The sequence below is a fragment of the Rhodococcus sp. 008 genome, from assembly GCF_001682295.1.
GTDB classification, from domain to species: Bacteria; Actinomycetota; Actinomycetes; order Mycobacteriales; family Mycobacteriaceae; genus Rhodococcus_F; species Rhodococcus_F qingshengii.
Window position 1 is genome coordinate 25,284 of sequence record NZ_CP015203.1, and the last position, 24,057, is coordinate 49,340.

General features: G+C 64.2%; 26 protein-coding genes and 2 pseudogenes. 15 read left to right on the plus strand and 13 right to left on the minus strand.

Going from position 1 to position 24,057, the window contains the following annotated elements:
• Position 1: 1 nt before the first annotated feature.
• Positions 2-316: pseudogene (locus tag AOT96_RS30415) on the plus strand (integrase core domain-containing protein); the annotation flags it as partial.
• Positions 317-585: 269 nt separating this feature from the next.
• On the opposite strand, the gene AOT96_RS30420 reads toward AOT96_RS30415, so the two are convergent.
• On the minus strand, positions 586-1,263 hold the full coding sequence (locus AOT96_RS30420) for a GntR family transcriptional regulator (protein WP_167349920.1): 678 nt from the start codon (positions 1,261-1,263) through the stop codon (positions 586-588).
• Positions 1,264-1,321: 58 nt separating this feature from the next.
• Here AOT96_RS30420 and AOT96_RS30425 point away from each other — a divergent pair, with 58 nt between their 5' ends.
• From AOT96_RS30425 to AOT96_RS30435, 4 genes are all read left to right on the plus strand, one after another.
• Positions 1,322-1,948 (plus strand): peroxiredoxin, encoded by a 627-nt coding sequence (locus AOT96_RS30425; RefSeq protein ID WP_042926436.1) that lies wholly within the window; start codon positions 1,322-1,324, stop codon positions 1,946-1,948.
• Positions 1,949-2,063: 115 nt separating this feature from the next.
• A complete protein-coding gene (locus AOT96_RS30430; RefSeq protein ID WP_308216554.1) occupies positions 2,064-2,474 on the plus strand; it encodes a class I SAM-dependent methyltransferase in 411 nt (136 codons plus the stop codon).
• Positions 2,449-2,682 (plus strand): hypothetical protein, encoded by a 234-nt coding sequence (locus AOT96_RS36475; RefSeq protein WP_306670234.1) that lies wholly within the window; start codon positions 2,449-2,451, stop codon positions 2,680-2,682. Before AOT96_RS30430 ends, AOT96_RS36475 begins: the two co-directional genes overlap by 26 nt.
• On the plus strand, positions 2,679-3,026 hold the full coding sequence (locus AOT96_RS30435; RefSeq protein ID WP_042925967.1) for a DsrE family protein: 348 nt from the start codon (positions 2,679-2,681) through the stop codon (positions 3,024-3,026). The genes AOT96_RS36475 and AOT96_RS30435 overlap by 4 nt, the downstream gene beginning before the upstream one ends.
• A gap of 37 nt (positions 3,027-3,063) precedes the next feature.
• Here the strand turns inward: AOT96_RS30435 and AOT96_RS30440 are convergent, their stop codons facing one another.
• Together AOT96_RS30440 and AOT96_RS30445 are read right to left on the minus strand one after the other, a co-directional pair.
• A complete protein-coding gene (locus AOT96_RS30440) occupies positions 3,064-3,936 on the minus strand; it encodes a cytochrome c biogenesis CcdA family protein (protein WP_042925969.1) in 873 nt (290 codons plus the stop codon).
• Positions 3,937-3,947: 11 nt separating this feature from the next.
• Complete coding sequence (locus AOT96_RS30445) at positions 3,948-4,676, minus strand: DsbA family protein (RefSeq protein WP_042925970.1); 729 nt, start codon at positions 4,674-4,676, stop codon at positions 3,948-3,950.
• Positions 4,677-4,782: 106 nt separating this feature from the next.
• Between AOT96_RS30445 and AOT96_RS30450 the strand changes: the two genes are divergently transcribed.
• From AOT96_RS30450 to AOT96_RS30460, 3 genes are all read left to right on the plus strand, one after another.
• Positions 4,783-5,295: a hypothetical protein gene (locus AOT96_RS30450; RefSeq protein WP_042925971.1), complete on the plus strand. Its 513-nt coding sequence runs from the start codon at positions 4,783-4,785 to the stop codon at positions 5,293-5,295.
• 75 nt (positions 5,296-5,370) lie between these two features.
• Complete coding sequence (locus AOT96_RS30455; RefSeq protein WP_042925972.1) at positions 5,371-5,778, plus strand: DUF302 domain-containing protein; 408 nt, start codon at positions 5,371-5,373, stop codon at positions 5,776-5,778.
• A 53-nt stretch (positions 5,779-5,831) separates the two neighbouring features.
• Positions 5,832-6,950, plus strand: a complete 1,119-nt coding sequence (locus tag AOT96_RS30460; protein WP_231917489.1) for a hypothetical protein — start codon at positions 5,832-5,834, stop codon at positions 6,948-6,950.
• A gap of 22 nt (positions 6,951-6,972) precedes the next feature.
• Here the strand turns inward: AOT96_RS30460 and AOT96_RS30465 are convergent, their stop codons facing one another.
• Positions 6,973-7,188 carry a YgaP-like transmembrane domain gene (locus tag AOT96_RS30465; RefSeq protein ID WP_006898201.1) on the minus strand — a complete coding sequence of 72 codons (216 nt, stop codon included), beginning with the start codon at positions 7,186-7,188 and terminating at the stop codon, positions 6,973-6,975.
• Positions 7,189-7,221: 33 nt separating this feature from the next.
• Here AOT96_RS30465 and AOT96_RS30470 point away from each other — a divergent pair, with 33 nt between their 5' ends.
• Positions 7,222-8,097, plus strand: a complete 876-nt coding sequence (locus AOT96_RS30470; RefSeq protein ID WP_074447159.1) for a sigma-70 family RNA polymerase sigma factor — start codon at positions 7,222-7,224, stop codon at positions 8,095-8,097.
• 633 nt (positions 8,098-8,730) lie between these two features.
• On the opposite strand, the gene AOT96_RS30475 is transcribed toward AOT96_RS30470, so the two are convergent.
• The 6 genes and pseudogenes from AOT96_RS30475 to AOT96_RS30500 all read right to left on the minus strand — a co-directional run bounded on the left by AOT96_RS30475 (position 8,731) and on the right by AOT96_RS30500 (position 14,919).
• Complete coding sequence (locus AOT96_RS30475) at positions 8,731-9,204, minus strand: hypothetical protein (RefSeq protein ID WP_058228376.1); 474 nt, start codon at positions 9,202-9,204, stop codon at positions 8,731-8,733.
• A pseudogene (gene ctaD, locus AOT96_RS30480) lies at positions 9,201-10,974 on the minus strand (aa3-type cytochrome oxidase subunit I). The gene AOT96_RS30475 and the pseudogene ctaD overlap by 4 nt, the downstream one beginning before the upstream one ends.
• A 79-nt stretch (positions 10,975-11,053) precedes the next feature.
• Positions 11,054-11,896, minus strand: a complete 843-nt coding sequence (locus AOT96_RS30485) for a sulfite exporter TauE/SafE family protein (protein ID WP_065352978.1) — start codon at positions 11,894-11,896, stop codon at positions 11,054-11,056.
• Position 11,897: 1 nt separating this feature from the next.
• Positions 11,898-12,236, minus strand: a complete 339-nt coding sequence (locus AOT96_RS30490) for a rhodanese-like domain-containing protein (RefSeq protein WP_042925975.1) — start codon at positions 12,234-12,236, stop codon at positions 11,898-11,900.
• Between the two features lie 28 nt (positions 12,237-12,264).
• Positions 12,265-13,497, minus strand: coding sequence for a GntR family transcriptional regulator (locus tag AOT96_RS36640; protein WP_231915860.1), 1,233 nt, complete (start codon positions 13,495-13,497; stop codon positions 12,265-12,267).
• Between the two features lie 27 nt (positions 13,498-13,524).
• The gene (locus AOT96_RS30500) at positions 13,525-14,919 is read right to left on the minus strand and encodes an MBL fold metallo-hydrolase (protein ID WP_042925976.1); all 1,395 of its coding nucleotides are present in this window, start codon (positions 14,917-14,919) and stop codon (positions 13,525-13,527) included.
• A gap of 578 nt (positions 14,920-15,497) precedes the next feature.
• On the opposite strand from AOT96_RS30500, the gene AOT96_RS30505 reads away from it, so the two are divergent.
• Together AOT96_RS30505 and AOT96_RS30510 are read left to right on the plus strand one after the other, a co-directional pair.
• Positions 15,498-16,703: an NAD(P)/FAD-dependent oxidoreductase gene (locus AOT96_RS30505; RefSeq protein WP_054186660.1), complete on the plus strand. Its 1,206-nt coding sequence runs from the start codon at positions 15,498-15,500 to the stop codon at positions 16,701-16,703.
• The gene (locus AOT96_RS30510) at positions 16,700-17,236 is read left to right on the plus strand and encodes an Rv2732c family membrane protein (RefSeq protein ID WP_042925977.1); all 537 of its coding nucleotides are present in this window, start codon (positions 16,700-16,702) and stop codon (positions 17,234-17,236) included. Before AOT96_RS30505 ends, AOT96_RS30510 begins: the two co-directional genes overlap by 4 nt.
• A gap of 93 nt (positions 17,237-17,329) precedes the next feature.
• On the opposite strand, the gene AOT96_RS30515 is transcribed toward AOT96_RS30510, so the two are convergent.
• Together AOT96_RS30515 and AOT96_RS30520 are read right to left on the minus strand one after the other, a co-directional pair.
• Complete coding sequence (locus AOT96_RS30515) at positions 17,330-17,593, minus strand: metal-sensitive transcriptional regulator (RefSeq protein ID WP_042925979.1); 264 nt, start codon at positions 17,591-17,593, stop codon at positions 17,330-17,332.
• A gap of 115 nt (positions 17,594-17,708) precedes the next feature.
• Positions 17,709-19,889, minus strand: a complete 2,181-nt coding sequence (locus AOT96_RS30520; RefSeq protein ID WP_054186659.1) for an MMPL family transporter — start codon at positions 19,887-19,889, stop codon at positions 17,709-17,711.
• Positions 19,890-20,023: 134 nt separating this feature from the next.
• On the opposite strand from AOT96_RS30520, the gene AOT96_RS30525 reads away from it, so the two are divergent.
• From AOT96_RS30525 to AOT96_RS30535, 3 genes are read left to right on the plus strand one after another with little or no spacing between them, the layout of a single operon-like run.
• Positions 20,024-20,269, plus strand: a complete 246-nt coding sequence (locus AOT96_RS30525) for a YgaP family membrane protein (protein WP_042926020.1) — start codon at positions 20,024-20,026, stop codon at positions 20,267-20,269.
• The gene (locus tag AOT96_RS30530; RefSeq protein WP_042925988.1) at positions 20,266-20,697 is read left to right on the plus strand and encodes a DUF5313 family protein; all 432 of its coding nucleotides are present in this window, start codon (positions 20,266-20,268) and stop codon (positions 20,695-20,697) included. The genes AOT96_RS30525 and AOT96_RS30530 overlap by 4 nt, the downstream gene beginning before the upstream one ends.
• Before the next feature lie 3 nt (positions 20,698-20,700).
• Positions 20,701-21,336 carry a class I SAM-dependent methyltransferase gene (locus AOT96_RS30535; protein ID WP_042925990.1) on the plus strand — a complete coding sequence of 212 codons (636 nt, stop codon included), beginning with the start codon at positions 20,701-20,703 and terminating at the stop codon, positions 21,334-21,336.
• 334 nt (positions 21,337-21,670) lie between these two features.
• On the opposite strand, the gene AOT96_RS30540 is transcribed toward AOT96_RS30535, so the two are convergent.
• Positions 21,671-22,375, minus strand: coding sequence for a TetR/AcrR family transcriptional regulator (locus tag AOT96_RS30540; protein ID WP_042925992.1), 705 nt, complete (start codon positions 22,373-22,375; stop codon positions 21,671-21,673).
• A gap of 203 nt (positions 22,376-22,578) precedes the next feature.
• Here AOT96_RS30540 and AOT96_RS30545 point away from each other — a divergent pair, with 203 nt between their 5' ends.
• Positions 22,579-24,054 carry an MFS transporter gene (locus AOT96_RS30545; RefSeq protein WP_372510032.1) on the plus strand — a complete coding sequence of 492 codons (1,476 nt, stop codon included), beginning with the start codon at positions 22,579-22,581 and terminating at the stop codon, positions 24,052-24,054.
• The last annotated feature ends 3 nt before the right edge of the window (positions 24,055-24,057 follow it).

The window sequence follows — 24,057 nt, forward strand, 5'->3', positions numbered from 1 at the left end:
CGCCCAATATACGTCAATTACGTTCACCGACAGGCTCATTGAGGTGGGTATCGATGCCTCGATCGGGGCGACTGGGTCGAGTTACGACAATGCTCTCGCCGAGACGATCAACGGGTTGTACAAGACCGAGTTGATCAAACCTCGTGGGCCGTGGCGAACGGTCGAGCATGTGGAGATCGCGACGTTGGAGTGGGTGGACTGGTTCAACCACCGGCGACTCTACGAGCATTGTGGGGATGTGCCTCCTGCCGAACTCGAGGCGTTCTACTACGGTGAACACAGAACTACGCGAATTGCGGAGTTCTCAAATCAGTAAGTCTCCGGACTCGCCGGTGCGATTCACAGAGTGAGCGAGTGCTACGGAATCATCCGGTGACTGGGCGCGTTTACCGCCGGGGCGTGGTTCGGGTTCGTTCGGTTTTTCGCATAACTGAGCACGGGTTTCATACACCGTCACCAACGCTAGATGTGGATCACGCATAGCGTCGCCTGACGTCCGAATCCACCGAACCGGCCACGCCGTTTGGATAGGTGACGGGCCGCGAAGCAGAGGCAGCTGCGGTCGTTGTGGTCGCGCCCTTCCGCTCAATCTGACGTGGGGTCACCGCGGATGAAGGTCTCTTCGTGTTCGCGGGACAGCCGAGCGGCCCTTTCGGCATCGCCCGCACCGAGCGCTTCGAGTATTACTTGGTGCTGTTCCGTGCTGGCACCCATGTCGAATCCTGGTGCCAATACGAGTTGAGCGGTTCGACCTTCGATCGACAGATGCTCCCACGTCGACAGCAGTGTGCTGTTGCCGGAGGCCGCGACGACGAGCCGATGGAATGCCATAGCGTGCGCGACCCATGCTCGACGGTTCGCGGTGACGGCGGCGGAGCGCATACCGTCGACTTCATCGGCAATGCGGTCCACCGCCATGCCGCGACCGGCTGCCAGTCGTGCTGCTGTCTCTTCCAGTGCGGCGCGCACCACTGACACCTCATCGAGCTCGTCCTGGTCGACCCGTCTGACTCGGCACCCGCGGTGCGCTTCGAAGACCACCAGGCCCATTCCGGCCAACTGCCGAAGAGCTTCACGGACGGGACCTTGGCTCACGCCGAGCTCACGAGCGATCCGCGTCTCGATCAACCGATCTCCTGGCGGGTACGTGCCATCGGCTATTCGTTCCCACAGCAGATCTTTGATTTGTTCGGGCAGACCGGTCACCGTGACGCCCTGCCCTGTCTTTGACCGAGTATCCGTCGACTCCGAGGGGACTTTCACATGTACCATCATAGATGATCGATTATTTAGGATCTACCATTATTGAGAGGATGCACCGATGAGTATTCGATTGGGCGATACAGCTCCAGATTTCACCGCCGCTACGACCACAGGAACGATCTCCTTCCACGAATGGCTGGGAGACTCGTGGGGAATGCTGTTCTCCCACCCCGGTGACTTCACGCCCGTATGCACAACCGAACTCGGTGCGGCAGCGCGGCTGAAACCTGAGTTCGACCGACGTGGAGTCAAGCTACTCGGCCTCTCTGTGGACTCGGTGGATTCGCATCTGGCATGGGAAGGCGATGTCGGTCAAACGCAAGGCACAGCAGTGAATTTCCCGATGATCGCAGACACCGATCGCGCAGTCTCCGAGCTCTACGACATGATTCACCCGAGCGCCAGCGCGGCGGCCACCGTACGTTCGGTGTTCGTCATCGCCCCGGACAAGTCGGTACAGCTGATCCTCACTTACCCGATGTCCACCGGCCGCAACTTCACGGAAATTCTGCGCGCGATCGACAGCTTGCAACTGACCTACGGTCAGCCAGTGGCTACGCCCGCCGATTGGCAGCCGGGTCAAGACGTGATCATCGGACTGGGCGTTTCCGACGACGAGGCAACAACACGGTTCCCCGGATATCGAACCTTGAAGCCTTATCTGCGGTTGACCGCGCAGCCCTGACCAGGGCACTCGTTCGCGCTGTTACCCCCCGGGGTACAGTGCAGTGAGTCACAGCTTCGTCGACGCGTGGGGTTGTCCGACCCTGCGGTGGTCAGCGGTGGAAAGGCGTGAATCAGTGAATTCGTCGGACTGGGATGCTCGGTACAGCAGCGTCGAGCATCCGTGGGGGTCGGCCCCGGCGGCTGCCCTGTCTGCGCGGTTTGCGGAGCTGCCCCCTGGCCGGGCGGTCGATCTGGGGTGCGGGAACGGGCGCCACGCTCGATGGTTGGGCGACGCGGGGTGGACGGTGAATGCTGTCGATTTTTCTTCTGTGGCAATCGAACTCGCACGCAGCGGCGGGGAGGACCGGTCGATCGACTACACCGTTGCCGACGTGCGGGCCTGGGAGCCGCCCGGCCCGGTGGATCTGGTGGCCATCGGCTTTCCTGCATCTACCGGTCGACGAGTTGGTTGCCGTCATTGCCGGTGCAGGAAGTTGGCTCGCACCGGGTGGACGGCTGTTGTATCTCGGTCATGCGCTCGATAACTTCACTCACGGAGTCGGGGGCCCGCCGGATCCGTCGATCCTGCCCGCCATCGACGACCTCGCCCGCGCCGCGAGCGGATTGCAGGTCCACGAGCTGGAACATCTGGTCCGCCCTGTCGGCGAGGGTCGGGCCATCGATGTTCTTCTCCATGCACAGCCGTGGGGCGCCGCAGCTCACCGTGATCTGAAGAGCGGAACTTTCACGTGACCGATCATCCGACTCCCCTGCGTGTGGTGTTCGCCGTCAACACCACACCCACCGTGGTGGTGCGGGCGATCCACAACCTTCTCGATGCTGCGACCGAGCCGGTGACGATCGAAGTCGTGTGCTTCGGACCGGGTCTCGATGCGGCCCTGCGCTGTTCGGATATTTCCCTGGAGATGCGGGCGTTGATCGATTCGGCCTCCATCACGGTGAAAGCATGCCGCAACAGTCTGGAGGGCAGAGGGCTCGGTGACGACGATCTGCTGATGGGTGTCGAAGTGGTTCCCGCTGTAGTGCTCCATCTCGCTCGACGTCAGCGAGATGGGTGGTCACAGCTCTACGCCTGACATCACATCCCCGCTCCAGTGTCGTAGGCACATCGTCTCAGGGCGTTCGGTTCTCGCGTTCACCGAGCTCGGAGGACTCGGCTGCGGTGTCACGGCCTCGACCACGGACGATGCGCACCGTCAGGACTGCGATGATCATCAGCACTGCGATCAGTAGTACTGCGGTGTTCGGTACCGCGTCGGCCACATCGCTGATCCAGACCTGCAGCGAGTACTGACTGTCGACCCCCATGACGCCGCCGAGGTTCGCTGTGCCCTCCGTGAGCAGGAACAGCACTCCGATACCGATGAAAAGTACCCCCGATATCAGAGACGTGGTATGCGTCTTCAGCGGTCCTATGCTGATTTCCTTGCCGCGCAACCACGTTCGTGATCCGAGCGAGAATCGGTCCCATACCAGCGCCAGCACGAACAGGGGTATCACCATCCCCGCTGCGTAGAGTGCCATGAGCACTCCGCCGTATGCGGCCTGACCGCCGGCGACGGCAACGGTCAGGACCGCGCCGAGCAGGGGTCCCGAGCAGAACCCTGCGAGCCCGTAGACCGCGCCGAGGGCGAAGACCGATCCGGTGGAGGAGACGTCGATGCGCGCGGCTGCTCTCTGAGCGGACCCCAGCGCGAAGCCGCGACCGACGATGATCATCACTCCGAGTGCGATGATGACCACGCCGCCGATCATGGTGGTGACCTCGCGATACCGGGTGATCGCCGAGCCGATGGCACCGACTCCGGCACCGAGGGGCACCAGGACCGCTGCCAGCCCGAGGTAGAAGATCCCGGTGCGGCCGGCGAGCTTGCCGGCCCCGTCGAAGGCGTACGCGAAGAAGGAAGGGAGCAGCAGGGCCGAGCATGGACTGAGAAGTGCCAGGAGCCCGCCGAGAAATGCTCCGAGAAGTCCGATCTGCGACATCGCGGGCCGCCCTACGCGCCGGCTGCGGTGTCGATCAGATCGACGAATTCCGAGAACGGTTGTGCGCCCAGAACCGGATCACCGTTGATCGAGAACGCCGGAGTGGCCGGGATACCCAGCGACTGCGCTTCGGTGGAGTCGGCGGTGATCGCGGCATCGAATGCGGTGCCGGTGGCGTCGGCGGTGAACCGAGCCAGATCCGGTACCCCGGCCTGTTGCGCGTAGCTTTGCAGCGTCTCCAGTGTCAGGTCCGCGTGACCGGTCTCGGGTGCATCGGCGTAGACGGCGCGGGTGAACTCCCAGAACTTGCCCTGGGCGGCGGCCGCGCGTCCGGCCCGGGCAGCATCGAATGATTGTTGCCCGAAAATGGGTAGATCTCGCCATTCGATGCGCAGGGTGCCGGTATCGACGTATCGATCGATCAGCTGCGGCTCGGTTTCCCGGCTGAACTGGGCGCAGAACGGACACCGAAAGTCCGAGAAGGCGATCATCACCACCGGGGCCTCGACGTCGCCGAGGGCCATCGGATCATCGGGCTCGCGGTGCGCCAGATCGCCGAGCGGTCCCATCGCCGGCGGGCCGCTCACGCTGCTCGACCCGGCGTCCGGTGCCGCCTCCGACTGCTCGCCGTCACCTGTCGTTCCGAGCACGAGAGCTCCCACGAGCACGGCCGCCACCACCACGGCGATGGCCAGGAGCACAAGGTCGCGTCGGCGAGTGGAGCGAGATGTCGAAGTCATGCAATACCTTTCGGCAGTCGGCAATACTGGCAGCGATACCCATCTGGGTATAGCCTCACAGTGTCACCCTACTCACACAACTACAACCCGTAGGAGATCCTCGCTGATGACCGAGCCCGCCACGTCCGACCGCCTCGACGTCGAAACCGCAGGCCGTTCCGATGACGAGGTGGTTGCCCAGTTCTCTCGGTACCGGCGTTGGGGGATGCGGGCGGCACGCGGCACTGTCGCCGGTGTGATCACCGTGTTGGTGGTCGGCATTCCCACCGACATCATCGACACGCCCGTCTTCGGCCGTGAAGTGCCGGTGCGGGCATGGGAGCTTCCGGTTCTGCTGGCCACGGCCCTGTTGACCGCACTGTGGTTCGGGATCGACAAACCCGCGCGGGTCGAGCGGACCGGCACACCCGCCGCCCTCGGTGTCGCATTGACCTTCTTCGCCGTCGGATGTCCGGTGTGCAACAAGCTGGTGCTGCTTGCGCTCGGCACCTCGGGTGCCCTGGGACTATGGGCCCCGATCCAGCCGTTCCTGGCGGGGGTATCACTGACGATGTTGACCGCTGCCGTGATCGTGCGATGGCGCAAGCGTGACTGCACCGCAGCGTCCTGCGCGGCATGATCGAGTATCGGTGGACCCACGCGGACCACTGTGAGTGACCACCACCCCCATCGATCGAAAGGAACCGAACGAACTATGACCGAATTGGCCATCGGTACCCGAGTGGACATGCCGTTCGAGGAAACTGTCGATGCAACCCGTGAGGCACTCGCCGAACAGGGGTTCGGAGTGCTCACCGAGATCGACATGCAGTCGACGTTGAAGAGCAAGATCGACGCAGACATCGAACGCTACGTCATTCTCGGAGCCTGCAATCCGCAGTTGGCGAAGGCTGCGATCGACACCGATCGGCAGGTGGGGTTGCTGCTGCCGTGCAACGTGGTGGTGCGAGCCGACGGCGGCAGCACCATCGTCGAAGCGATGAACCCCCAGGTGATGGTGGGGCTCTCGGATGCAGCGGGCCTGGCCGAGGTCGCCGACCGGGCCACTGCACTGCTGCAGAGCGCAATCATGGCACTCGGCGGAGACAGCACCACCACATAGATGGGTGCGCACCGCATCGGCAGAGCGGGGGCGGTGATCGGGACCGTTGCACTGTGCGCAGTCGCGCTGGTGTCGGGGTGCAGTTCCTCGCCTGCTCGAGACGTCACGGGCACCGATCCGGCGGCGCACCCGTCGTCGCCGTCCGCGCCGCCGGCGGCTTCGGAGACACGGCCCTGTGGTCGATCCCGTTCCTGTCGCAGCCTCACATCGTCGAGGACGGGTTCGTCGGAGTCGTCGACTCCTCGGACGCATCCGGTTCGCACCGGGTGCAGGTACTCGACGACGCCGGCACACCACGATTCGGCGTGGACGTACCCGCCGATCGCGACGAGTTCGCGGTCACCAGCACACACAACCGTGAGCTGTTGATCACCGAGGACATCGATGATTCCGGTTCGGGGGCACCGGCCACGATGACCGCCCGCGATACCCGCACCGGCGACCTCGTATGGGGTCCGGTCTCCACTGCAGGCTGCCTGACCGGGGCCGGGCTGCTGATCGACGCCGACTGCTCGCAAACGGATGCGCCCGTGGCTGTCGCCGCCGTCTCGGAAACCGACGGACACCGCACCGACCTGGCGGGTGCGGTCTCCGAATCCGGTGGATACGCGGTCACCGTCGACGGCGACACAGCGCATGTCGTGACCGCCGATACCGGCAACATCGCCTGGTCCACCGACACTCTCACCCCGCCCCCCGCAGCGATCCCCGGGAGCGCACGATTCGTCGCTACCGCCGGCAATGCAGTGGTCGTGGCATGGACGATCCCGACCCGTCCCGAACCGATCCAGGCGGTCTATCGCCTCTCCGATGCCGAGATCCGATGGATCAGCGGTAGCCGCAGTCCGATGGTGGTGACCGCCGACAGCAGTAGCGGGGCGACGATGATCACCACCGCAGACCTCACCGACGACGGAATCGCTGTCCTGTTCGAGCAGTACGGCACCCGAGGTTTCACCGCCGATCAATTTCCCGGTGCCGACCGCTTCGCTCTGGTCGGCGGCATCGTCTACGGCGCGTCGGACTCGGGGGTGACCGCCATCGATGCGACCTCCGGCCGCGTCACCGGCACATCACCGAGTGCGGCGCCGACAGCAGTGACCTCGAACGGTGTCGCATTGGCCCAGAGCAACGACGGGTACACCGCGTTCAAGGTGATCCCCCATTTCTGAGCTGCCCGCCCGCGCACCCCGTTCAGGACGTCTTGGGTCGACCTCGAAGATCGACGGAGAACAACGGGCCGAGCAGACACACGTTGATCACCCCAGTCAGCACGAAGACACCGCCGATCACTCCCACCACGATGCCCCCGACACCGCCGAGCACGACGGCGACCACGATCAGAGCTATTCCCACCACGATGCGCAGTGCGCGTCCGGCAGTACTGCGCATGAATTCGACGAACGACATGATGATTCCAGTTCTGTAGAGGGACTTTCACTGTTGGACGGGCGAGAACGACGAAGTGGACCAATCCATGGCTCCTCGCGCGAACAGCCCAGCCCCGACCTCGACAGCGCGGCATACGACGAGCGCTTCGCGCGCGATCTGATCGACCAGGGCACGACTCTTCGTCGCTTCGCAGCCGCGATGACACGATCACCGGCCGATACCGACGATCTGGTGCAGGACGTCCTCGAACGCGCGTGGCGCAACCGGAGAACGTTTCGATCCGAATCGGCGCTCACGACGTGGCTGTATCGAATCGCGATCAATCGTGCCCGCGATGTGGCCGCACGCGCGGAGAATCAGCGCACCGAACCGTCGGGCACGGGCGAGATCGATGGACCGATCAGCGACCTCGAGCATCCCGAGACGGTGGCGCAGGCGCTGAGCGATCGGTCCACGGTGCGAGCGGCGCTGGCGACGTTGACCGTCGAGGATCGAATGGTCCTGGCATTACACGACGGCGAGGGCTGGACGGCGACACAGATCGGTGCGGTCGGCGCGCTCACCACCGCGGCGGTGTACAAGCGCATCCACCGCGCACGGGTGAAGCTGCTACGCGCCCTCGACGACGGTCCCGCACACCCGCGAAACGACTCCCAGGCATGCAGGCGCACACTCGCCGCGGCATCGGACTACCTGGACGGGCGTCTCGATGTCGACGCCTCGGCCCGCATCGATGCGCACCTGCGGCAGTGTCGCCGGTGCCCACCCATCGCACAGGCCCTGATCGGTATCAAGACCGCACTCGGCCTGCGGCCGTGGACCAGCGCGGTACCCGAACAGTTCGTCTACGACGTCGCCCGCTTGGGCGGACCCCTGCCCGCCGCGAGGACCGATCACCCCCGACACCCTCAATCGGATACCCCATAGGGTATATTGGGGCGTGATTCGTCGACCGAGGGAGAGACTCATGTGCAGGGCTGTCACGTGCAAGAAATGCGGAAAAACGACGTGGGCGGGATGTGGTCAACACGTCGATCAGGTGATGCGGGGCGTTCCGGCGTCCAATCGCTGCAAGGGGCACGACTCCGATCCGAAGTCACCGGGATTGTTCTCCCGCATGTTCTCCAAAAAGTAGATCGCGGTCCGCAGCCCTGGTCCTGCCAGGGCTGCGACCCGAGTCGTATTTCTTCGCGATCTCGGTTGTCACGGTCCCGGTCTTCGTGGTCTCGCCCGTCGCGGCGTCGACCGGTCGGACCGTGCATGCGCAGGTCCGCATCCTAGTGAACGAACAGTCCCCACCCGATCAGGTGCAACACCACGACCACACGTGCCATCGCCAGCAAGCTGGGGCTTCGTCGCGGGAGAATCGATGTCGCGCAGGCACACTCACGTCGATCACCAGCACAGCCAGCCGTCCGGCGGGCAACGGAGGGTGGTCGTGATCGACGTCTGCGACCGTGGAGTGGCTTTCGCCGCCGCGCGGGGTGCGGGCGAGGTTGCTCGATCAGCAACGCCCGTTCCCGGACGCATCGTCGATGCTCGGACCGACCCCGACCAAGGTCAACGACCGACGGTGCTGCGGGTCGACCCACACCGAAATGGTGGCACCGGTCCCAGTGCGCGGACGATCGACCGTTCTGCACGCACATCGCACCGGTACGTTCCGGCCCCGGGCACCGTCACTTCCAGTTCCACCCGCCGTGAATCGACGTCGGATTCCAGGACCACCGCCCACCCTTCGACGATGTCGTCCTCTCGGTCCGCCGCCGTGTCGCGGACCGGAGACACTGCTGCGGGATGCAGCGGCGTGCGGGCTGCGAACATCATCGCCGCCATCAGCAGCACCGCGAAGCCGGCCACCACGGCAGCGGTGACAGCGGTCGCTGACCCGGGAGAGAGTCGAGGGACGAGGAATGTGAACACCAGGATCAGCGCGAGCACATAGAACCCCATGGCGACCGCTATCGCGTACGACACCCGCCCCGGTACCAGGACAGCGGCACCCGTCGAGCGCAGTCTCCGCGTGCCCGTCACCGACTCTCCCCTGAGGTCCCGCTGGCGGTGCCCTCTTCGACGCCGTCGGCGATGATTTCGGACGGCGCCCGCACGTCGGCGGTGTGGCCCGTCAGCCCGACATGGGCTTCGGTGCGCATACGTTCGACCATGTGAGGGTAGTGCAGCTCGAACGCCGGCCGCTCGGAGCGGATCCGGGGTAGTTCGGTGAAATTGTGGCGGGGCGGTGGGCAGGTGGTGGCCCATTCGAGGGAATTGCCGTAGCCCCAGGGATCGTCGACGGTCGCGACCTCGCCGTATCGGTAGGACTTGAACACATTCCACACGAACGGCAGCGTGGACAGTCCGAGGATGAACGCTCCGATCGAGGAGATCAGGTTCAGGGTGGTGAATCCGTCGGAGGGCAGGTAATCGGCGTAGCGGCGCGGCATCCCTTCGTTGCCGAGCCAGTGCTGAACCAGGAACGTCATGTGGAAGCCGACGAACGTCGTCCAGAAGTGCCACTTGCCGAGGCGTTCGTCGAGCATGCGTCCGGTGATCTTGGGAAACCAGAAGTACACCCCGGCGTAGGTGGCGAAGACGATGGTCCCGAACAGCACGTAGTGGAAGTGCGCCACCACGAAGTAGGTGTCGGTGACGTGGAAATCGATCGGGGGGCTGGCCAGCAGCACACCGGTCAGTCCGCCGAACAGGAACGTGATCAGAAACCCCGATGCTGAACAGCATCGGGGTTTCCAGGGTGACCTGTCCTCGCCACATGGTGCCGATCCAGTTGAACAACTTCACCCCGGTCGGCACGGCGATGAGGAAGGACATGAACGAAAAGAACGGCAGCAGAACAGCTCCGGTGGCGTACATGTGGTGCGCCCACACCGTGATCGAGAGCGCTGCGATGCCGAGGGTGGCGAAGATCAGGCCCTTGTAGCCGAAGATGGGTTTGCGGCTGAAGACCGGGAAGATTTCGGAGACGATGCCGAAGAACGGGAGCGCGACGATGTAGACCTCGGGATGGCCGAAGAACCAGAACAGGTGCTGCCAGAGCACCGCTCCCCCGGTCGCCGGGTCGAACACGTGACCACCGAAGTGTCGATCGAAGGCCAGCCCGGCCAACGCGGCCGCGAAGGTCGGGAACGCCAGCAGTACCAGCACCGAGGTCACGAGTATGTTCCAGGTGAAGATCGGCATCCGGAACATCGTCATGCCGGGTGCGCGCAGGCACACCACGGTGGTGATGAAGTTGACCGCACCCAAGATCGTGCCCAAGCCGGACAGGATCAGACCCAGTACCCACAGGTCGGCACCGACACCGGGGGAATGCAGTGCGCTCGTCAGTGGGGTGTAGGCGGTCCATCCGAAGTCCGCGGCACCTCCCGGAGTGATGAACCCGGCGAGCACGATCAGCGACCCGAAGACATACAGCCAGTACGCGAACGCGTTGAGGCGCGGGAACGCTACGTCGGGTGCGCCGATCTGTAGCGGCAGAATGTAATTGGCGAATCCGTACGCCACCGGGACTGCGTAGAGCAACAGCATGATCGTGCCGTGCATGGTGAAGAGCTGGTTGTACTGCTCGTTGGACAGGAACTGCAATCCCGGCACAGCCAGTTCGGATCGCATCAACAACGCCATCAACCCGCCGATGAGGAACAGACCGAACGAGGTGACCAGATACATCTTGCCGATCGTCTTGTGATCGGTGGTGGTCACCAACTGCAGCAGTGTCCAGCCCTTGGGTTCACTACGCGCCGGATACGGCCTGGCCGCCTCAGGGCGGGGAATCAGTGCGGTCATCGACGATCTCCTCGATCCAGGTGTGCGATGCGCCGCATTTGCGTGCGCAGAAATAGGCTGTGATGCACAACGATGTGCGTTACAGGGCCATGGAGGCCTGGACGGTGACGTAGACGGCCACGGCGAGCAACAGGGCTGCGAAGCTACGGGTGAGTGTGGTGGCAGTGACTTTGTCGCTGATGACTTTTCCTGCGAACGAGCCTGCGATTGCCGCGAGGGTGAACGGTACGATGATCTCCCACGGGATGGTGGCACCCGTGCCGAGGCGTTCGGTGAAGGCTCCCGCGCTGGTGATGGAGATGATCACCAGTGACGTTCCGACCGCGACGGGCATCGAATAGCCCAGTGCCAGAACCAGAGCGGGGACGATGAGGAAGCCGCCGCCTACTCCCAGAAATCCGGTGAGGAAGCCGACGACGAGCGCGGACGCGACCAGCTTGACTACCTGCGACGCGGTGATCTTCACTTTCGTGGGCTTCGTGGCGACCGCGACGGCGCTCAGGCGTGTTCCCGCGGTCTCGGCCGGGTCCGGTGTCGGTAGGTCGGCATCGTGTCCGCGCCGGGTGCGGCGCAGCATCGCACCGGCGGCGACGATCATCAGTGCCGCGAACGCGAGCAGCAAGATCTGCGGGTCGACCGATCGGTTGAGGATCGACCCGCCGAAGGCGGTGACCGAGCCCAGAATTCCGAACACTGCCGCTGCCCGCCACCGAACGTGCCGTGCTCGCGCATGGCTGATGGCCGCGATGATCGAGGTGATTCCGACGATGATCAACGAGGCGCTCGTTGCCGATTGCGGTTCGACCGCAAGGAGATACACCAGGGCAGGAACAGTCAGTATCGATCCCCCACCACCGAGTGCGCCGAGGGAGAGCCCGATGAGAATCCCTGCGGCAACTGCGATCGCGAGGGTGGCGACCATGTCAGATCACTGCGCCGGGGGTGCCGTCATCACGGACCACAGGGCGGCCGTCTTCGTGCCACGCTTTCATTCCGCCCGACAGATTGTGCGCTGCGCGACCGGCATCGGTGAGGGCCGCGACAGCTGTGCTCGACCGAGCGCCCGAGCGGCACACCACGACCAATTTCTGCTCAGGAGGGTAGGCAGCAGGATCGAGATCGCCGAGGCGTACATGGACGGCGTCCGGGGCGTGGCCGGCTGCCCATTCGTCGTCCTCGCGGACATCGATCAGGATGGCTCCCGATTCGGCGATCAGTGCGTGTGCAGCGGCCGGATCGGCTTCCGGTGGTGCTCCAGTCATGAACAACGCTCCTTGGATCAGTGGGTGCTTACAGGGCGTGCAGCGGCGTGGCCGGCACGAAGCGATAGCCCTCGCTCGGTGAGAACGTGGCCGAGACGGTGAACCGATCTCCTCGAACCACTGTGTGCCGCAACTCCACCGGCCGGGAATTCATGCAACCCAAGCGGCGGATCGACAGCGCGGCGGTCTTCGAATCGAGTTCGAGTGCTGCCGCATCCTCCCGATCCGGGACGACGGCAGTGACGTCCTCGCGGCCACCGGTGAGGCGGATGCCGCAGCGTTGCTCGAGCTCGATGTACAGAGCCGTGTGAGTGAAGTCCGCATCCAGGAGGTCGCGTGCCAGATCCCCCGGCAACCAGGCATAGTCGAGCGCCAACGGCATGGCCCCTGCCATACGGATGCGCTCCAGGTAGAGCAGCGGAGCCTTGGGACCGACCTGCAGAGTGACAGCGACCGCGGGGTCGGTCCGCAGTTCGAGTGCACGCACCACGCTGTGCTGAGCAACACCCGTGGCTTCCACGGCAGCGAAGAGACTGTAGAGCGCACCGAGAGGTTGCTCGATCACCGGCGGACCGGCCAGTCGAGAAGGCCGACCGCGCTCTGCAATCAAGATTCCTTCGTTCCGCAGGTGCCGCAGGGCCTCGCGGGTGGTGTGACGGCTGACGCCGTAGCTCGTCGTCAACGCATGCTCGCCCGGGAACTCGGAGCCGGCGAATTCGTCGTCACCGATTCGGCGGACCAGATCGGCATGCAGTTGCGCCCACAGCGGCATCGCACTGGAGCGGTCGAGCGCGGCACTGCGATCTGGTTCAACCATCAGAGGCCCTCCTGTCGATCTGTGTCGGAATCCGAATTCGAGCCGCCTGCTGCTGGCCCCCTCGAGGCCACTGTACAACAAATGTACGTACATCCGTACGGGCGGGTGTGATGCTCTGTACGCGTCGAAGCGATCTTCACCGAGAACCTCGGGTGCCGCAGCTCCCCCGTCCACGACGGACCATCCGTCAGCGTCGTCGACACGCAACGAGACGACCCTCGCATCGAGAAAGTTCTCGCCGAGCGCGAACGAGCTCCTGGTGGAGATCGCGCCGAACCTGGCGAATCCGTCGGCGTAGCGACGCGGCATCACGTCACTTCCCAGTCGGTCCCGGATCAGGCCAGTCGGTGCCGGATCGGGAGTGTCGCCCGGGGTCTGCTCTACCGCAGGTGGCGCGGCGAGCCGGCTGGGCGAGCACAGGACCGAACCGGCGGCGGACAGCACGACCGCCTCCGATTCGGGCGTGTTCGATCAGACTGTTTCGAGCTTGCGCTCGGCCCAGGCGGCGTAGCTGCCCTCGAGTTCGACGACTCGGTAGCCGGCGCGGCGCAGGGCGCTGGCTGCGACCGCGTTACGGACGCCGCTCTGGCAATAGGTCACGATCGGACCGCCCGTGGGCAGTCCGTCGAGGTTCCACAGCAATCGGCCGCCGCTGAGCTGGTCGGAGCCAGGTATGTGGCCGTCGGCGTGTTCGGTTTTGTTGCGCACGTCCAGCACCATTGCCGAGTCGAACGAATCCAGCTCGTCCGCACCGATCGTCTCGGGCGTCGTCATGGGGAGGCCTCGTAGACTTGTGACGTACCCGGTCACCGTATCGATGCCGACCCGCAGCAGGTGATCACGGAGCTCGTCGGCGACAGTGCGGTCCTCGGCGAGCACCACCAGTGGAGTGTCCTCTCGCTCGGGGTCGTAGACCCAGGCACCGAACGAGGCTGCCTTGCCGACGCCGGGGATGTTGAGCGCTCCGGGGACAGCGCCGGCGTGCACCTCATCGTGGCCGCGGGTGTCGAGGAGGACGACCTCGTCGGAATCGAGAGCGCGTGCCAATTCGGTGGAGTCGTACTCGTGCAGCGGAGAGAGTGGCCCGAGAACGACCGGGCCCTGCTTGTTCTGACGCTTCATCCGGCCGAAGTAGGCGTGTGCATCCGGTTGGCCGTCGAGCATCTCATCGACGAAGCCCTGCTCGTCGTCGCGCTCGACATACCCGGCCCACCAAGCGAAGCGACGTTCGTAGCCGACGCTGGTCGACGGGAGCGCACCGAGAGCTTTTCCGCAGGCACTGCCCGAACCGTGACCCGGAAAGACCTGGATATGGTCCGGCTGCGTGACAAATGATCGCTTCAGACTGCGGAAGATCTGTTTGGCACCCTCGAAACGGGTGTCGACACCGTCTGCAGCTTCGTCGAGTAGGTCCGGTCGGCCGAGATCGCCGGCAAAGACGAAGTCGCCCGTCAACATGTATCCCGGAGCATCGGCGAAGGCACCGTCGGTCACCAGGAACGAGAGGTGCTCCGGAGTATGACCGGGCGTGTGAACGGCTTGCACGGTGATGTTACCCAGAGCCAGCGTGTCGCCATCGTGGAGGCGTTCGGCCTCGAAGCCGTACTGCCAGTCGTCGCCGCCCTCTCCTGAGACGTAGGTGACCGCCCCGGTGGCCTTCGCAAGCTCGCGAGTGCCGGACAGGTAGTCGGCATGGATGTGGGTCTCGGTCACGGCGGTGATGGTCATGCCATGCCGAGCGGCCAGGTCCAGGTACACACCGATGTCGCGGCGGGCGTCGACCACCACTGCCTCCCCCTTGGCCTGGCAGCCGATGAAGTATCCGGCTTGGGCGAGGTCTTCGTCGTAGATGCGTTCGAGAAGCATTCAAATCTCCTTGTCGATCGTGGTGGCGTTCGTAGGGGCGTCAAAATTCATGGTACCCCGTGGGGTATTTTCAGGAGGTCCTGTGCGGCGAGGCACGGTCCCGATCTCACAAGGTGGAGGTGGAATGGGCGGCATTCCACTGGGCGACCAGGGGCATCGCAACCGACCGATCCAGCGCGGCGCAACCACTCACAGCGACACCGCAGCGGTTGCCGACCATCACGTCCTCCTCGGCCGTCCGGCACTCGCCGACTCGGGGCGGACGAGGAAATTTGATTCGTCCCGAGTGTGGCGTTTGTCGGAATCGGCGACTAGCCTTATCCATAATGTACGTACATCCGTACGATCAATCAAGGGAGAGGGCGTCCGTACACCTCGGCACGTGTCCTTGCACCACCTGCTCGAACGCCGGAATGACCTTCCAGCACGACTGCTGTGGATGCAGTGCACCTGGCCTCAATGACCACCAATGTCGTGACCACACGGCTCGCGCCCACACCGACGTCGAGCTGAACCACCCCGGCACCAACCGAAATCGAGACAGCTCACCGAGCTCGTGTCTCGAACAGGAGGACCACATGTCCGCGCACACCATCGACCACAAAGTCGCGATCATCGGCGGAGGCAACGCCGGTATTTCGCTCGCGGCACGTCTGCGGCGAGCAGGAATGACCGACATCGGCATCATCGAGCCGGCAGAGACCCACTACTACCAACCTTTGTGGACGCTCGTCGGTGGAGGCCGCGCCCCGGCCGCGGAAAGTGCGCGTAGCGAGGCGTCGGTGATGCCCCAGGGCGTCGGCTGGATCAAGGATCGCGCCGAGGGGGTCGACCCGGATGCCCAGACGGTCAGCACCTCCTCGGGAACTACGATCCATTACGACCACCTGGTGGTGTGCCCCGGCATCCAGCTCGACTGGGACTCCGTGCCCGGTATGGCCGAATCGATCGACACCCCGCAGGTCTCGAGCAACTACCGCTACGATCTCGCACCCAAGACGTGGCAGATGATTCAGAAGATGCGGTCGGGCACCGCAGTGTTCACGATGCCGTCCGGCCCCATCAAATGCGCGGGTGCCCCGCAGAAGATCGCGTACCTCGCGGCCGACTACTGGCGAGAGCAGGGCGTGCTCGACGCCATCCGAGTTGTCCTCGTCCTACCCACACCCGGAATGTTCGGGGTACCGGTGTTCGCCGAGGAGCTCGAACGAGTCGTGGCGCGCTACGGCATCGAGGTGCGCAAGAACAGCGAAGTCACCGCCGTCGACCCGGACGGCCGATCGGTGACGATCACTGATAACAGCGCAGGTACCACCGACGAGCTACCCTACGACCTGCTCCACGTCGTACCGCGCCAATCCGCACCGGACTGGATCAAGGCCAGCCCCATAGCGGACCCCGAGAATCCAGCCGGATACGTCCAGATCGACAAGAACACACTGCGGCACAGTCGATTCGACAACGTCTTCGCCCTCGGTGACGCCGGATCGTCACCGAACTCCAAGACCGGTGCCGCCATCCGCAAGCAAGCACCCGTGGTCGCCGAGAACCTGCAGGCGAGCATCGCCGGCCGTCCACTGACCGCACAGTACGGCGGGTACGCCTCCTGCCCCTTGACCACCTCTCGCAAGACGATGCTTCTGGCCGAGTTCGACTACACGATGCAGCCGGCCCCCTCGATACCGCTGATCGACACCACCCGCGAACGCCGCGACATGTGGTTCCTCAAGAGACGCGGACTGCCGGCGTTGTATTGGAATGCCATTCTCACCGGCCGAGCGTGAACGGTCGACCGCCGCACAGTTACGACCGCGAGGGCGACCTGAGCCACTACCGGTCGGTGTTCGAGGCCATAGAACGCCGCGTGATACCGGAGGTCGTGGTCACCCGGATCACGCCGTATCTGCTCGTTCTGGTGTCGGCGGCCGTGCTCGGCGTGGTGCTTCCACACACCGGCGGCGCCCATGGATACGACGTTCTTCTACGCACCGCACACGCCGACGCGGAATCAGCCGGGGTTTTGGCGACGCTGTTCACCGCATTCAGCGTCACGTTCACCGCTGCGGTGGCCTCGATCGCGCGTCTGGTTCGGCGGTTTCGATGGGCCGCTCTGGCATTGGCGGGCAATGGCGTCACCACAGTCTTCGGTGTGCTTGCGATCTGGGCGCGTCAGTCACTGGCACCGACGCAGACGTTCGCAGGCCCATCGACAGGCCTGTATCTGGGTGCGGTGGCCGCGTTGCTCTCCACTGTTCTCTGGGCACGTGTGGTGTTCACCCGCCCGGACGAGCAGCCCGGTCCAGCGCACAGGGGCTGACACGTCGCGGGCCCGATCACCCCACCTCGAACCGGCTACCCTGCCTCGCTCCGATCACCCCCGTGCATCGATGCGGGGGTGATCGGACCGTTGTCAGGCGAGGGCGAGAAAGAGCTTCTCGAGCTCGGCCTCGGTCATCTTCTCCCCTGTTTCCGCTCCGGTGATGCACTCACGGAGTCCGGTGGCGACGATCTTGAAGCCTGCCCGGTCGAGAGCCTTCGATACCGCGGCCAGTTGCGTGACGACGTCCTTGCAGTCCCGGCCGCTCTCGATCATCGAGATCACTCCTGCGAGCTGACCCTGCGCACGCCGCAAACGGTTCAATACCAATGCGATGCTTTCGGTGTCACCGGTCATGTCGTTCAGTCCTTCGTTCGATGAAACTCCAGTTTACCCCTAGGGGTAAGGGTGGTCGTGGTGGCCGAAGCCGAACGGCCTCGGCCACCACTGTGTTGCTCGAGATCGGTGACACTCAGCTGTGCGAGAAGCCGATCTTGGGCAGTACTGCTCGTAGCCACGTGGGTGACCACCATGCGGCGTGGCCGGTCAGGCGCAGGAGAACCGGCAGCAGAACCAAGCGGATGAGAATGGCGTCCAACAGTACGGCGACACCCAGAATGATGCCCATCTCCTTGGGTGGCAGTGGTTCGGCGAGCGCGAACGAGAAGAACACCGCGATCATCACCGCGGCCGCCGCGAAGATAACCCGTCCCGAGTGCGCCATTCCGTCGACCTGAGAACCGTGTGGATCACCGGTGTTCTCGTAGTGTTCCTTGACGCTCGACAGCAGAAACACCGTGTAGTCCATCGCAATTGCGAAGATCATCGCGAAGAAGAACACCGGTCCCCAGCCGTTCAGGAAGCCCTGCGGGGTGAATCCGAGCAGCGACGAGCCGTGACCGTCTTGGAAGATCAGCTTGGCCACACCGAAGGCCGCTCCGGTGGACAGCAGGCTGACCACCGTGCCGAGCAGGGCGATCAGCGGTGCCTGCAGCGCAATCAGCAGCAACAGGAATCCGAGCACGAGGATCACCGACACCACGATCGGCAGATACTCGTTCAACGCAGACTGCAGATCCAGGTTCTCCGCCGGTGCACCGCCGACGATCGCACCCTCGGGCAGCTCGGCGCGCAAGGCGTCGAGCGTGGTCTCGAGTGCGGGGTCCGACGGGTCCACGTTCGGGATCGCCTGCAGCATGACGAAGTCGGATCCGTCCATGGCGGGCATCGGCGGCGTCACCATCGATACGCCGGCCACGCTCGCTGCGATCTGCGCGGTCTGCTCCGCCTCCGCCGTGGGGGCGATGATCTGCAGCATGCCTGGTGCACCCTCACCCATCTGCGCCTGCACCAATTCGTAGCCCTGCCGGACCGGAGCATCCTCGGGCACAACCGAAATGGACGGCATGGCGACCTTCAGACCCAGCGCCGGAATCGACAGCGCCACCAGAATCAACAGCGAACCGATGGCGAACGGCCACGGATGCTTGTGCAACAACTGACCCCAGGACGCGAACTTCGGCGAGCGATGCACCTGTCGCTTCGCGTACGGGAGGGACCCGGCATTGACCTTCGGTCCGAGCTTGCCCAGAACTGCGGGAAGCAGGGTGAGTGTGGCAGCGAGCACGAACACCACCGCGAGCATGATGCCCACCGCCATCGTGCGCACAGCAGGTGCAGGTACCAGGAGTACGGCCGACAAACTGATCAACACTGTCAGTCCCGACAGCAGGACGGCTTTGCCTGCCGTATCCATGGTTTCGGCCACCGCGCGTCGTGAGTCGATTCGTCCGGCGTCGATCGTCTTCCGCAGGGCATCCCGGAATCGCACGACGAGGAACAGCGCGTAGTCGATACCGAGCGCCAGCGCGAACATCATCGCAAAGTTCATGGCCCACACCGAGATCGGCGTGATCTCGTTCAGCAGAACCAGACCACCCGCGGATGCAACCAGACCGGCCAGCGTCAACAGCAGAGGCAGGCCCGCAGCGACGAGCGAACCGAATGCGAGCACCATAATCGCCAACGTGACCGGCCAGGAGATGATTTCGGCCTTGATCATCGCGTCGTGGTTGGCCTTGTTGAAGTCACTCCACAGCGCGGAGGCTCCCGTCGGGTAGACCTCTATCGAATCCGTGGAGGCCGCGGTCAACTCGCCTTTGAGATCGTCGACCGCCTTCACCATCTCGTCGGTCGTCCCGTTCGCTCCACCGATGAGGATTCCGGTGTGCCCGTCCGGGCTGATCGACATCCCCGGTTGCGGGGCGATGACCTCGGAAATTCGCGAGTCGGCGGCCAGAATGTCGGTGACCTCGGAAATGACAGCTGCCACAGCAGGATCGGTCACCTGCTCGGTGTCCGAGTGCACGACCACCTGTATCGCGGCCGAGGAGTTCCCACCGAAATGCTCCTGGGCAAGTTCCCGAACCTGGACCGACTCCGATCCGTTGGATTGCCAGCCGGCACCGGCGAGAGAGCCGAACACCGACGGGGCAAATGCTCCCAATCCGATGATGACCACGAGCCACGCCGTCACCACCCACTTGAAATTGCCGGCCATGCGCGCACCGAAGCGCGCCAACGGCCCGCCGGTGATCCCTGGCGGCGAGCTGTCTGCAGAACTCTCGTCGGTTCGAACGTCCGTAGAACTCACATCATGTCCTTACTGGTCGGGAAGATGGAGGAACCCTAGCATGGTACCCCAGGGGGTATGCTGAATGTTGACACCTACCCCCTGGGGTATACATGTGGTGCCGCACCACACTCACAGAATCGAGGACCGAACTCATGTCATGCACCGACACCCTCACCGGCCCCGGCGGACCGAGTATCGAACGCGCAGTCCCCGCACTGGCGGGCACCATGATCCTCGCCAGCCTCGCCGCCGGTTCCCTTCACAACCGCCGCTGGCATGCCCTGACAGCATTCGTCGGTGGCAATCTGCTGCTGTATTCTGCAGTCGGATGGTGCCCGGCCAGCTTGGCAATGCGGCGACTGGGGATGCGCCAGAGCACAATGACCCCGGCCCGGTGAACCGCTACAGGACCCGCCCTACGCCGTGGCAGTGGGTCGGCTACGCCTTCGGTCGTCCTCTTCCCTCGACCATGACGGACTGGGTGGCCCACGATCTGACGGGTGATCACGCCGTCGTTCGGCACCTCATTCGCGGCCAGGTTCCGTTTCTTCCCATCTACGCCGTGTTCATGTTCTTTCCGGGTGAGCTGTGGTTGCGTGGTGCCATGGTGCTTCTCGCGGTCCTGCTCTCGGTGTTCTTCACCGCCTCGTACATGGAAGAGAATCGGCAACGCCGCCTCGTGCGGCACATGCTGCCGCACGATCTGACGAACCCCCGCAAAGCGCAGGAATCGGAACTGGTCAAGAAGCGTTATCTCGCGGCGCACCCCGAGTCCGGGGCCTCACGCACCGCCGCGGCACCCATCGCTCCCGGCCGGGAGCACTGAGCGATGGTCGTCGATCCAACGCACCGTCTCGCCCGGTGGCAGCGATTCTGGGACAAGCAAGCGGCCGGTTACGACAAGCACATGACCTTTCTCGACCGAGTCCTCTTCCGCGACACCAGGTCCTGGATCTGCAGTCGCGCCCGAGGCCAGGTTCTCGAGGTCGCAGTGGGAACTGGACTCAATCTCGAGCACTACCCGGCAGGGACGTCGTTGACCGGAATCGAGTTGAGCCCGGACATGCTCGCGCAGGCGCATACTCGGGCCGCCGGCGTCAGACCCGACGCTCGCCTAGCTCTCGGGGACGCTCACGCTCTGGATTTTCCCGATGCATCTTTCGACACCGTGGTGTGCACGTTCTCGCTCTGCGCCATCCCCGCCACGGACATCGCGCTCGCGGAAATGTCGCGAGTGCTGCGTCCAGGTGGAACGTTGCTCCTCGCCGATCACGTCGCCTCGTCGATCCGGCCGGTTCGATGGATCCAACGCCTTCTGGAACTGGTGAGCGTCCCGGTCGGTGGCGAGCACTTTCTGCGCCGGCCCTCGCTCGCGATCGCCGGTGACGAGAGCTTCTCCATCGAGGACATCGACCGGTTCACTCTCGGTCTCGTCGAGCGTCTTCACGCCCGAAAGGTGTCCTGAACGGGCAATTACGATGGCCGCGGCACGAATTGCCGGCCACGCCCCGGTACATCGGTCTCGACGAACTCGAGAAGTCGTTTTTTACAGTCCACCCACGCTTGTCGCGCGCCCACGGCGAGCGACCCAGGAAGTAGGGCCAACGAGATCAGCACACCGGTACTTCGCGACGACGCCGAGACACTGGAACGACTGTCAGTTTCAGAAGACGGCTGCACGATGTCAGAAGTGCACTGCAGTGCAACTCCGAGTTCTCGAGCACACGTCCGGCCGTATCCAGTGAGCGCTGCGATCCCTGACTGGATAGCGCATTGATGGTGAAATTTCGCATCAAGTTTTATTGGCCGTCGGTGAGCTGCGGGTCTAGCGTCGCGGCCGGCCATGGACGGCTGTTGTCGCGCGAAGTGCTCGATCGGACACTTGCGGCATGGGCGGCGAGAAAGTTGTCGACGATTTGGATGCAGTCGTCGGCGTGGATGTGGCGCAGTCCTGTGAGGCGAGCGAACACTATCGGTCCGAGGAGCTGAATGAGGGCGAAGGTGGTGTCGATCTCGCCGAGCACAGCGCGGGCGTCAGGGGCCGTCAGGATCTGATCCAGGGACCTGCGGTATTGCTCTATGACACGGGCCCGAAGCGAGACCACCGCGCCAGGATCGAGATCGCGCCGGCTGGCGTCGCCGCTGTTGACGGGTCCCATTGCCAGCCAGGCCAGCGTGGTCATCTGCACCGGAGCTTGTTCGATGAGGTCGGCTTGGGTGGTGAGCAACGAAATCAGACGTTCGCGTAGCGGACCGGTATCGATATCGGTGTCGACTGGGGGTAGTAGTCGCTCGAAGGTTGCAGCAAGCAGGTCAGTGGTACTTCCGAAGTGGCGGTACAGCGTGGCACGCGCAACCTTCGACATGCGGGTGACCGCCTCCACGGTGACCGCCTCGACACCGCCGGTGGCCAGCAGCTGGCCCGCCGCTTCGAGTAACCGGTTACGTGAGCGCGCCAGCCGGGGGTCGGCCGGGCCCTCGGCCGCAACGAGAGGGTCGACCATGAACGGGCTCCGCTCCATTTGACTGACAAGACATGTCCTCGCATGACCATTCTGTCACACCCGCAAAGTTATGATACTAATAGTCTCGTACCGAGACGATCAGTCTCGAACTGGGAGGCTGGCCGTTGAACGAACGTAGATCCGACTCTGCCAGCGTCGCTCGATGGAGCGGTGCCCAGTGGTGGATGTTGATTGTGTCGTGCATGGCAGTCGCGTTAGTGGTGGCCGCAATGGCGGCATTGTATTCAGCGTTGCCACAGATCGCGGTCGCGACAGGGGCGACGCAAGCTCAACTGACCTGGATAGTCGACGGTTATACGCTGGTTTTGGCGTGCTTCGTTCTGCCTGCCGGTGCGATCGGTGACCGGTACGGTCGCCGCGGGGTGCTCGTGGCGGGGTTGGCGTTGTTCGCTTTCGCGTCGGCCTTGCCCTTGTTTCTCGCCGACCCGGCGTGGCTGATCGCTGCTCGCGCGTTGGCTGGGGCGGGTGCGGCGCTGGTCATGCCCTCGACGCTGTCGATACTGACCGCGGGATTTCCACCGGCGCATCGCGGTCGCGCTGTAGGTGTGTGGGCCGGGGTTGCTGGATCCGGGGCGGTCCTGGGCATCCTCGGGGCTGGTGTGCTGCTCGAACAGTGGTCGTGGACCTCGGTGTTCGTCGGGTTGACCGTCGCCGGAGCGGTTCTGGCCGGGTTGGCATGCAGTATCGCGGAGTCCCGCCAGCAGGAGCATCCACCGGTCGATTGGGTGGGCGCGGTGACCGTAGTTGTCGCGGTCGGGGCGATCGTCTTCGCTGTGATCGAGGTTCCGGCCCGTGGCTGGTCGGATTCGCTCGTCGCCATCAGCACTGCGGTGGGCTTGTTCGCAGTTGTGGTGTTCGTCGTCGTAGAACTACGTTCCTCGGCACCCCTACTCGATGTCCGGTTGTTCGCCCGCCGTGGCTTCGGTGCCGGCGCACTGTCGGTCTGTATCCAATTTCTGGTGACCTTCGGGGTGTTCTTGCTGTTGGTGCAGTATCTGCAGTTGATTCTCGGTTATGGACCGCTCACCGCCGCGTTGGCGTTGACCCCTATGGTCGTGCCGCTCATCGTGATCTCGGTGATTGCACCCTGGCTGTCGAACATTGTTGGCCTGCGGGTGATGACCACTGTAGGTCTGCTCACCATCGCGGCGGGACTGGTGATGGTGAGCAGACTGACCGTCGCGGCGACTTACCCTGACCTGCTGTGGCCCTTGCTCATCATGAGTGCGGGTTTGGGGTTGTGTACCGCCCCTGCGACTTTCGCCATCGTCTCGGACACTCCTGAGGCCAAGCACGGGGTGGCTGCCGCGGTCAACGACGCAGCTCGCGAAATCGGTGCCGCGATTGGGATTGCGGTAGCCGGTAGCGTGCTCGCGGCCGGTTACGTTCAGCACATTCAGCCGGCTCTGCCCCAGCTACCCGAGCCTGCCCGTGGTCCGGTGGCCGATTCTCTGGCCGCCGCGTTACAGGTCGCCGACCGCGCAGGACCAGCTGGTCAGCCGCTGGCCGAGTTCGCCAGAGCCGCATTCGTACACGGAAGTGGTCAGGCGACACTGGCGTTGGCGGCGCTGACCGCCGCTGGGGCACTCGTCCTCGCCGTCTTTGCGCCAGGTAGACGCAGCCGTACGACAGCCACCGCGGGTGATGGACGTCGGTGAAGG

Excerpts from the sequence above, each read along its gene's own strand:
- AOT96_RS30450 (WP_042925971.1), top strand. The coding sequence starts at position 4,783 with ATGACCGAGCCCGCCACGTCCGACCGCCTCGACGTCGAAACCGCAGGC.
- AOT96_RS30535 (WP_042925990.1), top strand. The coding sequence starts at position 20,701 with ATGGTCGTCGATCCAACGCACCGTCTCGCCCGGTGGCAGCGATTCTGG.
- AOT96_RS30500 (WP_042925976.1), bottom strand. The coding sequence starts at position 14,919 with ATGCTTCTCGAACGCATCTACGACGAAGACCTCGCCCAAGCCGGATAC.
- AOT96_RS30525 (WP_042926020.1), top strand. The coding sequence starts at position 20,024 with ATGTCATGCACCGACACCCTCACCGGCCCCGGCGGACCGAGTATCGAA.
- AOT96_RS30455 (WP_042925972.1), top strand. The coding sequence starts at position 5,371 with ATGACCGAATTGGCCATCGGTACCCGAGTGGACATGCCGTTCGAGGAA.
- AOT96_RS30465 (WP_006898201.1), bottom strand. The coding sequence starts at position 7,188 with ATGTCGTTCGTCGAATTCATGCGCAGTACTGCCGGACGCGCACTGCGC.
- AOT96_RS30440 (WP_042925969.1), bottom strand. The coding sequence starts at position 3,936 with ATGTCGCAGATCGGACTTCTCGGAGCATTTCTCGGCGGGCTCCTGGCA.
- AOT96_RS30540 (WP_042925992.1), bottom strand. The coding sequence starts at position 22,375 with ATGGTCGACCCTCTCGTTGCGGCCGAGGGCCCGGCCGACCCCCGGCTG.
- AOT96_RS30425 (WP_042926436.1), top strand. The coding sequence starts at position 1,322 with ATGAGTATTCGATTGGGCGATACAGCTCCAGATTTCACCGCCGCTACG.
- AOT96_RS30445 (WP_042925970.1), bottom strand. The coding sequence starts at position 4,676 with ATGACTTCGACATCTCGCTCCACTCGCCGACGCGACCTTGTGCTCCTG.
- AOT96_RS30505 (WP_054186660.1), top strand. The coding sequence starts at position 15,498 with ATGTCCGCGCACACCATCGACCACAAAGTCGCGATCATCGGCGGAGGC.
- AOT96_RS30490 (WP_042925975.1), bottom strand. The coding sequence starts at position 12,236 with ATGACTGGAGCACCACCGGAAGCCGATCCGGCCGCTGCACACGCACTG.
- AOT96_RS30545 (WP_372510032.1), top strand. The coding sequence starts at position 22,579 with ATGGCAGTCGCGTTAGTGGTGGCCGCAATGGCGGCATTGTATTCAGCG.
- AOT96_RS30485 (WP_065352978.1), bottom strand. The coding sequence starts at position 11,896 with ATGGTCGCCACCCTCGCGATCGCAGTTGCCGCAGGGATTCTCATCGGG.
- AOT96_RS30515 (WP_042925979.1), bottom strand. The coding sequence starts at position 17,593 with ATGACCGGTGACACCGAAAGCATCGCATTGGTATTGAACCGTTTGCGG.